Origin of the sequence: Allobosea sp. LjRoot90, from assembly GCF_964254315.1 — a bacterium.
In the GTDB taxonomy this organism is placed as follows: domain Bacteria; phylum Pseudomonadota; class Alphaproteobacteria; order Rhizobiales; family Beijerinckiaceae; genus Allobosea.
Map to the genome: position 1 here is coordinate 14,423 of NZ_CAXUTF020000006.1, position 14,923 is coordinate 29,345.

General features: G+C 65.3%; 15 protein-coding genes. 9 read left to right on the forward strand and 6 right to left on the reverse strand.

Going from position 1 to position 14,923, the window contains the following annotated elements; genetic code table 11:
• The first annotated feature begins 51 nt into the window (after nt 1–51).
• From ACSQ3M_RS20720 to ACSQ3M_RS20730, 3 genes are read left to right on the forward strand one after another with little or no spacing between them, the layout of a single operon-like run.
• Entirely contained in the window at nt 52–1,944 is a 1,893-nt protein-coding gene (locus ACSQ3M_RS20720) for an ABC transporter permease (protein WP_436151966.1), read from the forward strand.
• Nucleotides 1,941–2,702: an ABC transporter ATP-binding protein gene (locus ACSQ3M_RS20725; RefSeq protein ID WP_436151967.1), complete on the forward strand. Its 762-nt coding sequence runs from the start codon at nt 1,941–1,943 to the stop codon at nt 2,700–2,702. The genes ACSQ3M_RS20720 and ACSQ3M_RS20725 overlap by 4 nt, the downstream gene beginning before the upstream one ends.
• On the forward strand, nt 2,699–3,403 hold the full coding sequence (locus ACSQ3M_RS20730; RefSeq protein WP_436152250.1) for an ABC transporter ATP-binding protein: 705 nt from the start codon (nt 2,699–2,701) through the stop codon (nt 3,401–3,403). The genes ACSQ3M_RS20725 and ACSQ3M_RS20730 overlap by 4 nt, the downstream gene beginning before the upstream one ends.
• 75 nt (nt 3,404–3,478) lie before the next feature.
• Here the strand turns inward: ACSQ3M_RS20730 and ACSQ3M_RS20735 are convergent, their stop codons facing one another.
• Genes ACSQ3M_RS20735 through ACSQ3M_RS20755 form a run of 5 tightly spaced genes read right to left on the reverse strand, consistent with a single transcriptional unit; the run spans nt 3,479 to nt 6,542 of the window.
• On the reverse strand, nt 3,479–4,276 hold the full coding sequence (locus ACSQ3M_RS20735) for a MetQ/NlpA family ABC transporter substrate-binding protein (protein ID WP_436151968.1): 798 nt from the start codon (nt 4,274–4,276) through the stop codon (nt 3,479–3,481).
• Nucleotides 4,277–4,318: 42 nt separating this feature from the next.
• Nucleotides 4,319–4,984, reverse strand: coding sequence for a methionine ABC transporter permease (locus ACSQ3M_RS20740; RefSeq protein WP_126114307.1), 666 nt, complete (start codon nt 4,982–4,984; stop codon nt 4,319–4,321).
• A complete protein-coding gene (locus ACSQ3M_RS20745) occupies nt 4,974–6,083 on the reverse strand; it encodes a methionine ABC transporter ATP-binding protein (RefSeq protein ID WP_436151969.1) in 1,110 nt (369 codons plus the stop codon). Before ACSQ3M_RS20745 ends, ACSQ3M_RS20740 begins: the two co-directional genes overlap by 11 nt.
• Before the next feature lie 7 nt (nt 6,084–6,090).
• A complete protein-coding gene (locus ACSQ3M_RS20750) occupies nt 6,091–6,285 on the reverse strand; it encodes a hypothetical protein (protein WP_436151970.1) in 195 nt (64 codons plus the stop codon).
• 11 nt (nt 6,286–6,296) lie between these two features.
• The gene (locus ACSQ3M_RS20755) at nt 6,297–6,542 is read right to left on the reverse strand and encodes a hypothetical protein (RefSeq protein WP_436151971.1); all 246 of its coding nucleotides are present in this window, start codon (nt 6,540–6,542) and stop codon (nt 6,297–6,299) included.
• Nucleotides 6,543–7,011: 469 nt separating this feature from the next.
• On the opposite strand from ACSQ3M_RS20755, the gene ACSQ3M_RS20760 reads away from it, so the two are divergent.
• The 6 genes from ACSQ3M_RS20760 to ACSQ3M_RS20785 all read left to right on the forward strand — a co-directional run bounded on the left by ACSQ3M_RS20760 (nt 7,012) and on the right by ACSQ3M_RS20785 (nt 11,945).
• Nucleotides 7,012–7,728, forward strand: a complete 717-nt coding sequence (locus tag ACSQ3M_RS20760; protein ID WP_436151972.1) for a hypothetical protein — start codon at nt 7,012–7,014, stop codon at nt 7,726–7,728.
• A gap of 73 nt (nt 7,729–7,801) precedes the next feature.
• Nucleotides 7,802–8,188: an STAS/SEC14 domain-containing protein gene (locus ACSQ3M_RS20765; RefSeq protein ID WP_436151973.1), complete on the forward strand. Its 387-nt coding sequence runs from the start codon at nt 7,802–7,804 to the stop codon at nt 8,186–8,188.
• A gap of 95 nt (nt 8,189–8,283) precedes the next feature.
• Nucleotides 8,284–8,580 (forward strand): hypothetical protein, encoded by a 297-nt coding sequence (locus tag ACSQ3M_RS20770; protein WP_436151974.1) that lies wholly within the window; start codon nt 8,284–8,286, stop codon nt 8,578–8,580.
• 924 nt (nt 8,581–9,504) lie between these two features.
• Nucleotides 9,505–9,855 (forward strand): endonuclease domain-containing protein, encoded by a 351-nt coding sequence (locus tag ACSQ3M_RS20775; protein WP_436151975.1) that lies wholly within the window; start codon nt 9,505–9,507, stop codon nt 9,853–9,855.
• 847 nt (nt 9,856–10,702) lie between these two features.
• On the forward strand, nt 10,703–11,410 hold the full coding sequence (locus ACSQ3M_RS20780; RefSeq protein ID WP_436151976.1) for a hypothetical protein: 708 nt from the start codon (nt 10,703–10,705) through the stop codon (nt 11,408–11,410).
• The gene (locus ACSQ3M_RS20785) at nt 11,391–11,945 is read left to right on the forward strand and encodes a TIGR02391 family protein (protein WP_436151977.1); all 555 of its coding nucleotides are present in this window, start codon (nt 11,391–11,393) and stop codon (nt 11,943–11,945) included. Before ACSQ3M_RS20780 ends, ACSQ3M_RS20785 begins: the two co-directional genes overlap by 20 nt.
• Nucleotides 11,946–11,984: 39 nt before the next feature.
• On the opposite strand, the gene uvrB is transcribed toward ACSQ3M_RS20785, so the two are convergent.
• Nucleotides 11,985–14,654: an excinuclease ABC subunit UvrB gene (gene uvrB, locus ACSQ3M_RS20790; RefSeq protein WP_436151978.1), complete on the reverse strand. Its 2,670-nt coding sequence runs from the start codon at nt 14,652–14,654 to the stop codon at nt 11,985–11,987.
• Nucleotides 14,655–14,923 lie beyond the last annotated feature (269 nt).

The window sequence follows — 14,923 nt, forward strand, 5'->3', positions numbered from 1 at the left end:
GCGGCCGCGGGAGGATTGCGCCCTTTTTCGCCTGTTTCGATGGAACCTGGCATGATCGATCTGATCTTCGCGCAGACGCTCAACGGCCTGGCCTCGGCCTCGTCGCTCTTCCTCGTCGCCTGCGGGCTGTCGATCATCTTCGGCGTGACGCGGATCGTGAACTTCGCGCATGGCTCGTTCTACATGCTCGGCGCCTATCTCGCCTTCACGCTGGTCTCGCGCTTCGGTCCTGCCGACGTGCTCGGCTTCTGGGGCGGCGTGCTCTTGGCGGCGCTGATCGTCGCCGCGCTCGGCGCCATCGTCGAGATCGTCATCCTGCGCCGGATCTATCAGGCGCCCGAGCTGTTCCAGCTGCTCGCCACCTTCGGCCTGGTGCTGATGGTGCAGGACATCGCGCTCGGAATCTGGGGGCCGGAGGACAAGCTCGGCCCGCGCGCCCCCGGCTTCAAGAGCTTCGTCGTGCTGATGGGCAGCCGTTTCCCGAGCTACGAGCTCTTCCTGATCGTGGTCGGGCCGATCATGCTCGGCCTGCTCTGGTTCCTGTTCCAGAAGACGCGCTGGGGCACGCTGGTGCGGGCCGCGACGCAGGACCGCGAGATGGTCGGCGCGCTCGGCGTCAACCAGCGCCTGCTTTTCACCTCGGTCTTCGCTTTCGGCGCCGGTCTCGCCGCGCTCGGGGGAGCGCTTCAGCTCCCGCGCGAGGCGGTGAACCTGCACATGGACCTGTCGATGATCTCGGAGGCCTTCGTGGTCGTGGTCGTTGGCGGGCTCGGCAGCGTCACCGGCGCCTATCTCGCGGCCGTGCTGATCGGCGTCATCCACGCCTTCGGCATTCTGGTCTTCCCGAAGATCACGCTGGTACTGGTCTTCCTGGTGATGGCCGTCGTCCTCGTGATCAAGCCCTATGGGCTGATGGGCAAGCGCCCGGTCGGCAGCGCCCATGCACATGGTCCGGTCGAACCGCTGCTGCTGCCGGCGAGCGCGAACGTCAAGCTGATCGGGCTCGCGGCACTCGCCGTGCTGCTGCTCGCGCCCTTCATCGTCGCCGACCATTGGCTGCTGACGCTGACCGAGCTCTCGATCTTCGCGCTCTTTGCGGCATCGCTGCACTTCATGATGGGGCCGGGCGGCATGGCCTCCTTCGGCCACGCCGCCTATTTCGGGTTAGGGGCCTATGGCGCGGCGCTGGCGGTGAAATGGCTGGGCATGCCGATGCTGCCGGCGCTCGCGTTCGCGCCCTTCCTCGCCGGCATCGCCGGCTTCGTCTTCGGCTGGTTCTGCGTACGACTGTCTGGCGTCTATCTGGCCATGCTGACGCTCGCCTTCGCCCAGATCGCCTGGGCGACCGCCTTCCAATGGGTCGACGTCACCGGCGGCGACAATGGCATTCTCGGCGTCTGGCCGGCGGCCTGGGCGAGCTCGAAGCTGGTCTACTACTACCTGGCGCTAGCGATCTGCGTCGCCGCGATCCTCTGTCTTCGCGTCGTCGTCTTCGCGCCCTTCGGCTATGCCTTGCGGGCCGGGCGCGACAGCCCGCTCCGGGCCGAGGCGATCGGCCTGCCAGTGATGCGCATCCAGTGGATCGCCTTCATCATCGCCGCCTTCGCCGCCGGCATCGCCGGCGCCCTCTTCGCCTTCTTCAAGGGCTCGGTCTTCCCGACCTATATGGCGATCCCGCGCTCGGTCGACGGGCTGCTGATGGTGCTGCTCGGCGGCGTCCAGACCGTGTCGGGCCCGATCGTCGGCGCCTTCGCCTTCATGGGCCTGCAGGAGCAGCTGATGAAGGCGACGATGTACTGGCGCTTCGTCCTGGGCGCCTCGATCGTGCTGCTCGTCATCCTGTTCCCGCGCGGCCTCGTCGGCACGGCGCTCGCCTTGTCAGAACGACGCCGCGAGGCCGAGCCCGCTCCGCCCGTCACCGCTGCGCCGGAGCCCGCCCGATGACGCCGGTCCTCGAAGTCCGCAATCTCGGCAAATCCTTCGGCGGCGTGCGCGCCGTCGACGATGTCAGCTTCTCGGTCGAGGCCGGCAAGCTGCTGGCGCTGATCGGCCCGAACGGCGCCGGCAAGACCACCTGCTTCAACATGCTGAACGGCCAGCTGCCCTCGGACCGCGGCGAGGTGATCTTCGACGGCAGGACGATCACCGGCCTGAAGCCGCGCGAGGTCTGGCGTCTCGGGGTCGGGCGTACCTTCCAGATCACCGCGACCTTCGCCTCGATGAGCGTGCGCGAGAACGTCCAGATGGCGCTGATCTCGCATGCCGGCGAGACCTGGACGCTGTTCGGCCGGGCCAAGGACCGCCATGTCGCCGAGGCCGACGCTTTGCTGAAGCAGGTCGGCATGCTCGACCAGGCCGAACGCGCCTGCGGCGTGCTCGCCTATGGCGACCTGAAGCGGGTCGAGCTCGCGGTCGCGATCGCGAACCGGCCCAAGCTCCTTTTGATGGACGAGCCGACTGCCGGCATGGCGCCGCGGGAGCGCATCGCGCTGATGGCGCTGACCGCCGAGATCGCCAGGGAGCGCGGCATCGCCGTGCTGTTCACCGAGCACGACATGGACGTGGTCTTCGCCCATTCCGACGCGATCCTGGTGCTCGACCGCGGCAAGCTGATCGCCAAGGGCCGGGCCGAGGAGGTCCGCAACGATCCGGCCGTACGCGCGGTCTATCTCGGCTCCGGCGCGACCTCGGGAGGCCACTGATGCTCGAGATTGAAGGGCTCAATGCCTATTACGGCCGCGCCCATATCCTGCACGGCGTCGGCTTCTCGATGGGCCGCGGCGAGGTGCTGGCGCTGATGGGCCGCAACGGCGCCGGCAAGTCGACGACGATGAAGGCGGTGATGGGGCTGGTGCCGCCGCAGGCCGGCCGCGTCGTCTTCGAGGGACATACCATCGTCGGCCGCGAGCCGTTCGAGATCGCCCGCCTCGGCATCGGCTATGTGCCGGAGGAGCGGCGTGTCTTCTCCGAACTCAGCGTGATGGAGAACCTCTCCGTCGCGCAAAGGCCCAAGCGCGAGGGCGCGCCGCACTGGACGCCGGAGCGCCTGTTCCAGCTCTTCCCCAATCTCGGGCGCATGCGCGACCGGCCGGGCGGGGCGATGTCCGGCGGAGAGCAGCAGATGCTGACCATCGCCCGCACGCTGATGGGCAATCCCAAGCTCGTCCTGCTCGACGAGCCCTCGGAAGGCCTCGCCCCGGTGATCATCGAGGAGATGGCCAAGACCATCCTGGCGCTGAAGAGCGAAGGGCTCTCGGTGCTGATCTCGGAGCAGAACCTGCACTTCGCCAGCTCGGTCGCCGACCGCGCCACCATCATCGAGAAGGGCCTGATCCGCTTCACCGGCACGATGGACGAGCTCAAGGCCGACGAGGCGGTGCGGGCGCAGTATCTGTCGGTGTGACGCCAACGAAAAACCCCGGAAGCTTGCGCTTCCGGGGCAGGTGCCCGGCCGTGACCACGGCCAGGGGGAGGAGCCTTACCAGCCGGCGAGAACCGAGCCCTTGAAGCGCTCGGCGACGAAGGCCTTGATCTCGGGGGTGTGATAGGATGCCAGCAGCGCCTTGACCCAGGGCTTGTCCTTGTCGACCTCGCGCACGGCGATCAGGTTGACATAGGGGCCCTTCGGGTCTTCGCGCAGGATCGCCGAGGTCGGCTCGATCTTGGCGTCGACGGCGTAGTTGGTGTTGATCGCGGCGGCAGCGACGTCGGGAAGCGAGCGCGGCGTCTGGGCCGCCTCGATCTCGATGATCTTCAGCTTCTTCGGGTTGCCGACGATGTCGGCGACGGTCGGCTTGAAGCCGACGCCGTCCTTGAGCTTGATCACGCCCTTGTCCTGCAGGAGGAGCAGTGAGCGGCCGCCATTGGTCGGATCGTTCTGGATCGCGACGGTGGCGCCATCCGGCACCTCGGTCCAGCTCTTGTACTTCGACGAGTAGATGCCAAGCGGGAAGTTCACGGTCAGGCCGACACTGACCAGCTTGAAGCCGCGGTCCTTCACCTGGTTGTCGAGATAGGGCTGGTTCTGGAAGGAATTCGCCTCGAGCTCGCCGGCGGCCAGCGCCTGGTTCGGCACGACATAGTCGGAGAACTCGATGATCTTGAGGTCGAGCCCGTTCTTGGCGGCGATAGGCTTCACTTTCTCGAGGATCTCGGCATGCGGACCAGGCGAGGCGCCGATGCGGACGACCTGGTTCTGCTGGGCGAGCGCCGGGGCAGCGAAGGCGAGCGAGGCGGCGAGACCGAGCGCGAGGCGACGGCTGAAGAGGGCGGACATGATAGCTCCTTGGTGAACTGAATGGGTCGGAAACGGAATCGATCAGGCGTGGCGCAGGCGTTTGTTGAGGCGGCGCGACAGCCGGTCCCCGACGCTCTGCACGGTCTGGACGAGGACGATCAGCACGGCGACGACGATCGCCATCACATCCGGCATGAAGCGCTGATAGCCGTAGCGGATGCCGAGATCGCCGAGCCCGCCGCCGCCGACCGCGCCGACCATGGCCGAGAAGCCGAGCAGGCTGACCAGCGCCAAGGTCAGGCCGAGCACGATCGCCGGCAACGCCTCGGGCACCAGCACCTTGCGGACGATCTGCAGCGGGGTCGCGCCCATCGAGCGGGCAGCTTCGACCAGCCCCTGATCGACCTCGCGGATCGCGCCCTCGATCAGGCGGGCGATGAACGGCGTCGCCGCCACGGTCAGCGGCACCGTCGCGGCGAAGGTGCCGATCGAGGTGCCGGCGATCAGCCGGGTGAACGGGATGATCGCGACGACGAGGATGATGAAGGGCGTCGAGCGCGTCGCATTGACCAGCGCGCCGAGCACCGCATTGACCGCAGGCGCGGCGAAGAGCTCGCCCTTCTTGCTGGTCGCCAGGAAGACGCCGAGCGGCAGGCCGAGCGCGGTGCCGAGGCCGGCGGCGATCGCGACCATCAGCAGCGTGTCGCCGGTCGCCTCGATGATCAGGCGGATGAGTTCAGGAGACATGGCCGACCAGCTCCGCCTTGAGACCGAGGGATTTCAGCGCGCCGAAGACAGCGGCGAGTTCGGGCTCGCTCGCCGGCACCGAGACCAGCAGGCTGCCGAAGGGCTTGTCGCCGATCGCATCGATACGGCCGGCGAGAATGTTGACGTCGACGCCGATCACGGCGCTGAGACGGCTGATCACTGGCGTCGTCGCATTCTCGCCGGTGAAGGCGATGCGCAGCACGGCGCTGTCGCCGGTTCGCGCCTGCGCATGGATGCGGCCGGCGAGGTATTCGGGCACCTCGACGCCGGTCACCGCCTCGACGAAGCTCGCCGTGGTCGTATGGCGCGGCCGGGTCATCACCTCGAAGGTATCGCCCTCCTCGACGATGTGGCCGCCCTCGATCACCGCGACGCGGTCGCAAATCTCCTTGATCACCGGAATCTCGTGGGTGATCAAAAGGATGGTAATGCCGAGCTCGCGATTGACCTGTTTGAGCAAGGCTAGGATCGCGCGGGTGGTCTCGGGGTCGAGCGCCGAGGTCGCCTCGTCGCAGAGCAGCACCTTCGGCTCGGTCGCCAAGGCGCGGGCGATGCCGACGCGCTGCTTCTGGCCACCCGAAAGTTCGGCCGGGTAGCGCTCGCGCTTGTCGGCGAGCCCGACCAGATCCAGCAGGCGGCTGACCTGCGCCTCGATCTTCGCCCGCGGCACGCCGGCGATCTCCAGCGGCAGCGCGACATTGTCGAACACCGTGCGCGAGGAGAGCAGATTGAAATGCTGGAAGATCATGCCGGTGGCGCGCCGGCGTTCGCGCCAGCCGGCTTCTGTCAGATTGGTGACGTCCTCGCCCTCGATCAGGATGCGGCCGGAGGTGGCTCGCTCCAGCCCGTTGACCAGGCGGATCAGCGTCGACTTGCCGGCGCCGGAGCGGCCGATCACGCCGACGATGGCGCCGCGCGGCACGACGAGGTCGATGCCGGCGAGCGCTGTCACCGGCTCCTGGCTGTCACGGCCGGCGAAGGTCTTGCCCACCGCTTCGAAGCGGATGATCGCTTCGGACGGTGGCGTTGGAAGGAGGGCCTCGACGCGAAAGGCGCCGGGCTTCACGGGGGCGTTCATCATGACCTCAGAAATGCGTGTGGCACGACCAGTGCGCAATGCCCAATTGCTCGAGCGTCACCTCGCGGATCGAGCGGCGGCGCTCTTCGGCGCCGAGCTCGGCGAAGGAACGCTCCTGCCAGCGCGGCTCACTGAGGTCGGCAGGCACCGCCCGCTCGAACCAGGACGCGACCAGCGCGCGCAGGGTTTCGAAGACTTGCACCGGCGCGCTCCTCAGGCCGCCAGCCGGGCAGCGCCATGGCGCCGCGAGGAGACGAGCTGGCGCGCCGCCAGCTCGGCCGCGACCGGCGTGGCGAAGCGCTGACCTTCGAGCCGGTCGAAAGCGGCCGATGCCGAGATGAAGGTGAAGAAGCGCTCATCGGCGCTGCGGGCGACGAGGCCCGCCTGGGTCTCGCCAACCTCGATGACATAAGCCTGGCGGGCCGGCGGAGTGGAGACGCTCTGGGACTGGAACGACATGACGATTTTCGCCGCGTTGCGGCGCCCTGTACTGTAGCGATGTCGGAAAATGATGCCGGGAAACGGCCTCAACGCTGGATCAGCGGCGACAACAGCACATCATCGAACGGCGGAGCGGTTCGACAGGGCGGAGAACGGAGCCGGTCATGTTCATCTCCTCAAAGCCAGGAGCCCACGACCACGTCGTGGCGCTTTAGCGTTTGGTGACGCGGCGCAAGCTGCTCGCTCAAATCTCCGCGGCCATCGGTAACCCGACGACGTCCGTAATTTAGGAAAACCCGTTCTGCATGTCAATCCAAACGTTCTTTTAAAGGTACGCGACAATCAGGAAGAGCCTTTCGCCGAACGGGCGGAGAAGGAAATTTTCTTTTCCGACGCGGCCCCTACCACCCCCGGCGTAGAACAACCTGCCAATCTGGCATCGCCCTGCCGACCTGCTATCGTCCGCACCGACTCAAGGCGGGGTGGGATGAACGACAGGACGGACAGCGCCGGCATTGTCGACGGCCGGATGACGGTGGCGGGTGGCACTTTCGTGCAGGACACCGCAAAGCTGCTCGCCTTCACCGCGGAGGGGCTCACCCCGGTCGCCGGGCACGACTGGCGCGACGGCGCCTTGCATGATGCCGGGCGGATCGAGGCTCCGGCCCGGCCGGACGGCGCGCGGCTCGCGCGGATCGACCAGCCGGGGCCGGCGCAGGAGCTCATCCTGACGATCCGCTCCTTTCCCGGCGAGAGCGCGCCGCTGCTGCGGCTCAGTCTTCCCGCTGGAGCGCTGGGCGATCTCGACGACCGGCTCGCCGCCGATCTCTTCCTGCCGCAGCCGCTGTTCGCCGGGTTGCGGCAGGACCTAACCGACGGCCGCGCCGGATCGCTCTCCTTCGCGGCGACGACCAATCTCTGGCTGCGCGAGGGCGCCGACGACGAGCCACCGATTTTCCATCTGGCGCCGGAGGCCGATGGCCGACCGGTGCAGGCGCATGGCCGGGTGCAGAGCATCAGCTGGCGAGCCGAGCCGTCGGACATCGCCGGCGACCCCGCTTTTCTCGCCGGACAGCCGGATCAGGCACCCGAGACCGACCCGCCGGAAGACCCGGTCGCCGAGCAGCTCAGGCGGATCAACTGGAGCCTGAAGCAGGTCCTGATCGTGCTTGCCTTCCTGATGCTGATCATCGCGCTGAAATAGCGGCGTCGCCGACCCTTCCTGCCGAACCTCCCTTCGCCTCGGGCGTTGCTCATGGACAGCAAGGGAGCAAGCCATGCTCGACATCCTTCCCGCCGCCGACCATGTCGCGGCTTTCCGCATCACCGGCACGCTTTCCGAGCCGGATTTCGACACCCTGATCGCCGTGATCGAGAGCAAGCTCGAACGCCATGAGAAGCTCGGCATCCTCGCCGACCTCACCGGCTTCGAGGACATGACCTTCCGCGCCGGCCTGAAGGATGCGCGCTACGGCTTCGGCAAGATCCTGCAATGGCACCGCTTCCCGCGCGAGGCCGTCGTCACCGACAAGGGCTGGATCGAGACGCTGGTCGCGATCACGAGCCCGTTCGTGCCCTTCGTCGAGGTCCGGAGCTTCAAGCCCGGCGCCTTCGACGCGGCGCTCGCCTGGGCGAGCGAGATCGAGGGCGGGCCGAACGCCTGAGCCTGCCGCCAAGATGAACAGGAGCCGACTGGCCCGTTCAGATTGGGTTCCGGCGCAGTGCGCTTCAATGACGACAACTCGAAAAGGAGACAGCCATGCGCCACCTTCTCATCGCCGCGGCGATCGCGCTCGGCGCCGCCGTCACCCCGGCCGCCGCCAGCGAAACCTTCAGTGGCGCTGCCGCCCTCGACAAGGTCGAGGCGACCTATGCCCGCCACACCCGCGAACACCGGCACTGGGAGATCCAGCGCAGCATGGAGCGCCAGAACCGCTATGGCGGCTACCATCGTGGCTATGACCGCGGCTACGGCTATGGCCGTCACCGTGGCGGCCCGCCGCCCTGGGCCCCGGCCCATGGCCGCCGCCATCACGACCGCTACGACCGCTTCTAGGCGGTCGCCGCGCCCTTTGCCTCCCTGTCCCCCCAGGGCGAAGGGCGCGGAAGTTTTCACTAGCCTCCTTCTCCCACCCATCTCGGGCTTGCCCGAGATGGGCACCCTAAGTGGTGCATGTCGGAAACATCCGACATGCACGGGGGAGAAGGTCCGGCAGGGGATGAGGGCGGTTCGACCGGGTGAGACGCGGCGCTGCCCTCATCCGTCAGCGCTTCGCGCTGCCACCTTCTCCCCCGAGGGGAGAAGGAAGAAGCCAAGCATCTTCCCCGCCCGCAGGCTCCCCCTGCGGGCGTTCGCATGTGAGGGGCAGCGGAGCGCCGCGAGGCGCTGGTTTGGTATCCGCTTCCATTGAGCCAGGAAGCGGCGCGAAGGGATTGAGCCACCCTCCGCACGCCCCGTGGCGCTCCGCCTCCGGCGATTTTAAAGCTCCGGGCCGCGCTTCATTCGGACGCACCACCGATCCCGCCCGCCGCCTTCGCCAGTTCCCCTCATCGGGTCGTCGCGTCGGCGCTCGAGCGGTTGGTCATCGGCGGGCGTCCAGCTAGCGAGCTCCTCGCGCAGGGGCCGTAGTACCCCCAGGTCGGTTCCCAAAGCCTCCCGAGTCCGGGGTGCAAACCCGGCCGCAGGCGCCGCACCCACCCCGCCAAACGACATGCCTCCGGATAGCCGCCCCTCGGGGATGGGTGCGAGGGAGTATACGGGAGGTTGGGAGGGCGGGGATAAGTTTGCGGTCTATCCTCGCAGGGCGCCGGAATCTCGACAGAAACCCCTCTCCTGTAAGGAGAGGGGCAGGGGTGAGGTGTAGGCCGTTGGACCAGCGCCGCGAGCGCCGACCGCGCGCTTGGGTTCAGGCTAGCGTTTCCACTCCGAACACCTCACCCTGCCCTCTCCTTCCAGGAGAGGGTTCCCCGCGCCTGAATTATGAAGGGCATCATGGCGGATGAGCACCGACAGTTCGCCAGAAGGCTACGGCGGCAGGCGACCGAGCCGGAGGACATTCTCTGGGAACTGCTTCGCAGCCGCCGCCTCGACGGCATGAAGTTCCGGCGGCAGGAGCCGCTCCTCGGCTACACCGTCGATTTCCTCTGCCTGGAACGCAAGCTCGTCATCGAGATCGATGGCCGCCAGCATGGCTGGGAGCACGGCTACGACGCAGCCCGCACGGACGAGATCGAGCGGCACGGATTCATGCTCATCCGCTTCCGCAATGAGGAGGTGTTGAACGATCGCGATGCGGTCATCGCGCGGATCAGGGCCGCATGCACAACGTAGAACCCTCTCCTGTAAGGAGAGGGTAGGGTGAGGTGTAGGCCGCTTGACCAGTTCTGTGAGCGCTCACCGCACGGTCGGGTTCAGGCCAACGTGTCCAGTCCGAACACCTCACCCTGCCCTCTCCTTTCAGGAGAGGGTTCCCCGCGCTCTTCGCCGCAGCGGCGCGTCTGGTACGAATGGCATGACGAGATCGAGTCCGCGATGAGCTTCGGGAGCCTCGATGAAACGCTGGTGCCTCGACCTAGAACCCTCTCCTGTAAGGAGAGGGCAGGGTGAGGTGTAGGCCGTTCGACCAGTTCCGTGAGCGCTCACCGCGATCGGGTTCAGGCCGACGTTTCCAGTCCGAACACCTCACCCCTGCCCCCCTCCTTACAGGAGAGGGGTTCCTCGCGCCCTTCGCCGCAGCGGCTCGTCTGGGACGAATGGCATGACGAGATCGAGGCCGCGATCCAGCGCAAGATTTCGGTGAACCGCTGGTACCGTGCTTGGAAGACCGCTTGGCCATGGGGCCCAATCCGGACTGGGATGTCTCAACGAGTTAGGCTGACGCGCCCGACACACGCCGAGTCACCAACGTCATATTCACCCTTTGTGGTGAGCATCAACGTTCTGAGAGGTACCTAACCGGCATCCGGAACTCAAGAAACCGCCGCATTTTTCGTTTCTTCCATTACGGCAGGTTGTCAAGATGGCACTCGCTCGAATCGTATTCGCCATCTCTATCTCACGTTAATGCATTCACACAGATCGCCAACCATCAGAAAATATCTATATATTACAATGATTTAAAATATCTATTGACTGCAATTTGAAATGTGCGAGCCTCCACATTGAAATGGAGATGGATATGGCTGACAAGAATCGGTATCCGCAAATCCCAAGCACGGTCTGGTGGGGGCTTCGCACTATTCTTCAGAGAACGCCCAATGCGACTGTAGACGAGCGGTTTCTTGGAGTTCATCTTGGAGTGCAAGAGGCCGCGGCGCGGCAATATATAACCGAGCTAAAATCTGTGGGAATCCTCACAGAGGATAACAAGGCTTCGACACTTGCTCAAAAATGGCGGCTCGACGAGAGCTATGCGGGTGCAGTCGAAGAGCTTATTGCGGCCACTTATCCAGAGGGCTTGATTGACGTTGCGCCTCCGGGCGAGGCAGATCGGCAAAAAATAGTGAGCTGGTTTCTAAGGGAAGGCCTTGGGCAAGGCTCGGCAGGAAACAAGGCTGCAACCTATCTACTCTTGAGCAGCCCCACCCCCAACGAAGCTCCAGCTCGATCAAACGCTAGAAGCGTAGCGGATGATAATGGAAAGCGGAAAAATTCCGCGACCAAACCCGCAGCTGGTAAACCCCCAACCGTCTCTCAAAATCGAGCTGCGAGCGAAGCCTCCCTCGGAGAGGCGAAGCAAAAGTCTCGCAATAACTCGGATAATCTTGCAAATTTTCCTTTGAACATAAATGTTCAAATACACATCAGCGCCGACGCTGGGTCAGAGCAAATTGAGACGATATTCAAAGCAATGAAGCGCTATCTCCATGACACTTCGAGTAATTGATGGAATACGAAAATTTCAGGAGCTTCTTCTTGAGATTGGCCTAGCGCGCTCGATTCTCGCCTTGCCGGCCCCTCGAATGCTCGCACTCCCTTCCCCTACAGTAGAAGGGGCAGAACCGGCAAATGTGTTTGCACGCTTAGTGAGTGAGCAGGAGATTTTGCAGGTCTCAAGAGACCTTTTCGTCTCGGGGCATTATTCAATCGCGGTTCAAGAAGCATACAAGGCTGTTGATAAGTACGTTGTGGACAAGGCAGGAACCCTGCCCGTCTCCGGAACTCAGCTCATGGAGGTCGTATTTAGTCCAACGGCGCCCATCTTATATTGGACAGAACGAAAGACGCAATCTGAACTCGATGAACAGAAGGGCTATCAACGGCTCTATGCGGGAGCAATGCTAGGAATCAGAAATCCGGTGACACACGAATTTAACTGGGTCGACGATCCAGAAATCGCACTCGAACTAATTGTATTTGCTCAACATCTAATAAAAAAAGCGAAGGCTGCAAAAATCGGAGCCGGCAAGAATGATAAGTAAAGGGAGCCCGAGGCGCCAACATAGCTGCATTTTCTATATTCACCTCCGCCGCCCCCGTCTCTCCCCCGCCCCCTTCGGCCGCGCTTCCGGCACCGGGCCCATCTCGTCCAGCGTCGGCTTGCGCGGCCGCGCGACGCTCGCCTTGGGCCGGCCCTCGCCGCCGCCCCAGTTGTGCGGGCCCATGTCGGCGTCGGTCGGCTTGCGGGCTCGGGTCGGCAGGTTGGCCGAGGCGCCATAGCTGCGCTCGCCGCGATACTTGCCGGCGGAGGACTCGACATCGCTTTGGCGGGCGAGCGGGTCGTCGGCAATGGCGAGCTCGGTCGCCTGCAGGCGCTTGATCTCGTCGCGCATCCGGGCGGCGGTCTCGAATTCGAGATCGGCGGCGGCCTCGCGCATGCGCTTCTCGAGATCGGCGATCGCGGCCTTGAGGTTGTGGCCCGAGGCCGGGATGTCGCTCAGGCCCTTGTCGACGGTGACGCGGTCGCGCTCGTAGACCGAGCCAAGGATGTCGCCGATGGCGCGCTTGATCGTCTGCGGCGTGATGCCGTGCTGCGCGTTGTAGGCCTCCTGCTTTTCGCGGCGGCGATTGGTCTCGGCCATCGCCCGCTCCATCGAGCCGGTGATGTGGTCGGCATAGAGCACGACCTTGCCGTCGACATTGCGCGCGGCGCGGCCGATGGTCTGGATCAATGAGGTCTCGGAGCGCAGGAAGCCCTCCTTGTCGGCGTCGAGAATGGCGACGAAGCCGCATTCGGGGATGTCGAGGCCCTCGCGCAGCAGGTTGATGCCGACGAGGACGTCGAAAGCGCCGAGGCGCAAATCGCGCAGGATCTCGATGCGCTCGATCGTGTCGATGTCGGAGTGCATGTAGCGCACGCGCACGCCGTTCTCGTGCAGGTACTCGGTCAAATCCTCGGCCATGCGCTTGGTCAGCACGGTGACGAGGGTGCGGTAGCCCTTGGCCGCGACCTCCTTGACCTCGTCGAGGAGGTCGGCGACCTGGTGCTTGGCCGGGCGGATTTCGACCGGCGGGTCGATCAGCCCGGTCGGGCGGATGACCTGCTCGGTGAAGACGCCGCCGGTCTGGTCCATCTCCCAGCCGCCGGGCGTAGCCGAGACATGGACCGAGGACGGGCGCATCGCGTCCCATTCCTCGAAGCGCAGCGGCCGGTTGTCCATGCAGGAGGGCAGGCGGAAGCCGTATTCCGCCAAAGTCGCCTTGCGGCGGAAGTCGCCTTTGTACATCGCGCCGATCTGCGGCACCGTGACATGGCTCTCATCGGTGAAGACGAGGGCGTTGTCGGGCAAATATTCGAACAAGGTCGGCGGCGGCTCGCCCGGCTTGCGGCCGGTGAGATAGCGCGAATAGTTCTCGATGCCGTTGCAGGAGCCGGTCGCCTCGATCATCTCGATGTCGAAGGTGCAGCGCTGGTCGAGCCGCTGCGCCTCGAGATAGCGGCCCATGCGGTTGAGCTCGTCGAGCCGGCCCTTGAGCTCCTGCTTGATCGACTTCACCGCCTGGTTCAGCGTCGGGCGCGGCGTGGTGTAGTGCGAGTTGCCGTAGACCTTGATGAATTCGAGCTCGCCGGTCTTCTGGCCGGTCAGCGGGTCGAACTCCGATATACTCTCGACTTCGTCGCCGAACAGGCCGATGCGCCAGGCGCGGTCCTCATAGTGGGCTGGGAAGAGCTCGACCGTGTCGCCGCGCACGCGGAACGAGCCGCGGGCGAAATCATGCTGGGTGCGCTTGTATTGCAGCGCCACCAGGTCGGCGATCAGCTGGCGCTGCTCGATGCGCTCGCCGAGCTTCAGCGAGAAGGTCATCGCCGTATAGGTCTCGACCGAGCCGATGCCGTAGATGCATGAGACCGAGGCGACGATGATGACGTCGTCGCGCTCGAGCAGCGAGCGCGTCGCCGAATGGCGCATGCGGTCGATCTGCTCGTTGATCGAGGATTCCTTCTCGATATAGGTGTCCGAGCGCGGGACGTAGGCCTCCGGCTGGTAATAGTCGTAATAGGAGACGAAGTACTCGACCGCGTTGTCGGGGAAGAAGCTTTTGAACTCGCCGTAGAGCTGGGCCGCCAAGGTCTTGTTCGGCGCCAGGATCAGCGCCGGGCGCTGCGTCTTCTCGATCACCTGCGCCATGGTGAAGGTCTTGCCCGAGCCGGTGACGCCGAGCAGGACCTGGTCGCGCTCCTGCCGGCTGATACCCTCGACGAGATCGGCGATCGCGGTCGGCTGGTCGCCGGCCGGCTCGAAATCGGACTGCATCCGGAAGCGCACGCCGCCTTCCGACTTCTCGGGCCGCTCGGGCCGGTGCGGTGTCCAGGGCTTGCCGGGCTCGATGAACGGGCTGCCGGTCTCGAGCAGCGCCTGGAGCGACTTCGCCGTCAGCGAAGCCGCGCTGTCGCTCTCTGCCTCGGCAAAGGCTGAATCGGCCTTCTTCGAGAGCTTGCGCTTTGGCTTGTCATCGCCAGGCCGCGCCTCATAGCCGGCTTGCGGCGCGTCGCTGAAGCCGGAGGCGCCGCCCGGAACCGCCTTGCCGCGGTTGATCGCCGGGTTGAGCAGGTCGGCGAGATAGCCTTCCAGCGGCTTGAGGTCCGGCTTGGTCGCCTTGGAATTGGGCGTCCGGGCGCTGGCGGGTTTCTTCGCGGCCTTGGGCTTGCTGGGGGCGATGTCGGTGGTCTTGTCGGAGCTCTTGGACATGGCCGGAATATGGATGCGATTTGCCGTCGATGCGAGAGGGTGCGCGACGACTGCTGTGCGATTGGTGACAGCAGATGGCAGGAGAAAGAGTGATTACACGATTGCCTGTGCCTTCAAACTCAGCTTGGCGGGTTCCGGTCAAGCGATGGACTAAGCCCGCCTGGGCCCGCCCTGCCCGGCGTTCTCGGCGACGCGATGCGGCGGCGTCAGGTCGACATGGGCGATGCTCATCTTACGTCCTTCGGCGCAACGTCTTCGTCATGGAAGCG

Coding starts and splice junctions, on each gene's coding strand:
- ACSQ3M_RS20745 (WP_436151969.1), bottom strand. CDS start 6,083: ATGAACGCCCCCGTGAAGCCCGGCGCCTTTCGCGTCGAGGCCCTCCTT.
- ACSQ3M_RS20765 (WP_436151973.1), top strand. CDS start 7,802: ATGCTCGACATCCTTCCCGCCGCCGACCATGTCGCGGCTTTCCGCATC.
- ACSQ3M_RS20725 (WP_436151967.1), top strand. CDS start 1,941: ATGACGCCGGTCCTCGAAGTCCGCAATCTCGGCAAATCCTTCGGCGGC.
- ACSQ3M_RS20775 (WP_436151975.1), top strand. CDS start 9,505: ATGAAGGGCATCATGGCGGATGAGCACCGACAGTTCGCCAGAAGGCTA.
- ACSQ3M_RS20755 (WP_436151971.1), bottom strand. CDS start 6,542: ATGTCGTTCCAGTCCCAGAGCGTCTCCACTCCGCCGGCCCGCCAGGCT.
- ACSQ3M_RS20770 (WP_436151974.1), top strand. CDS start 8,284: ATGCGCCACCTTCTCATCGCCGCGGCGATCGCGCTCGGCGCCGCCGTC.
- ACSQ3M_RS20740 (WP_126114307.1), bottom strand. CDS start 4,984: ATGTCTCCTGAACTCATCCGCCTGATCATCGAGGCGACCGGCGACACG.
- ACSQ3M_RS20780 (WP_436151976.1), top strand. CDS start 10,703: ATGGCTGACAAGAATCGGTATCCGCAAATCCCAAGCACGGTCTGGTGG.
- ACSQ3M_RS20760 (WP_436151972.1), top strand. CDS start 7,012: ATGAACGACAGGACGGACAGCGCCGGCATTGTCGACGGCCGGATGACG.
- uvrB (WP_436151978.1), bottom strand. CDS start 14,654: ATGTCCAAGAGCTCCGACAAGACCACCGACATCGCCCCCAGCAAGCCC.
- ACSQ3M_RS20785 (WP_436151977.1), top strand. CDS start 11,391: ATGACACTTCGAGTAATTGATGGAATACGAAAATTTCAGGAGCTTCTT.
- ACSQ3M_RS20720 (WP_436151966.1), top strand. CDS start 52: ATGATCGATCTGATCTTCGCGCAGACGCTCAACGGCCTGGCCTCGGCC.
- ACSQ3M_RS20735 (WP_436151968.1), bottom strand. CDS start 4,276: ATGTCCGCCCTCTTCAGCCGTCGCCTCGCGCTCGGTCTCGCCGCCTCG.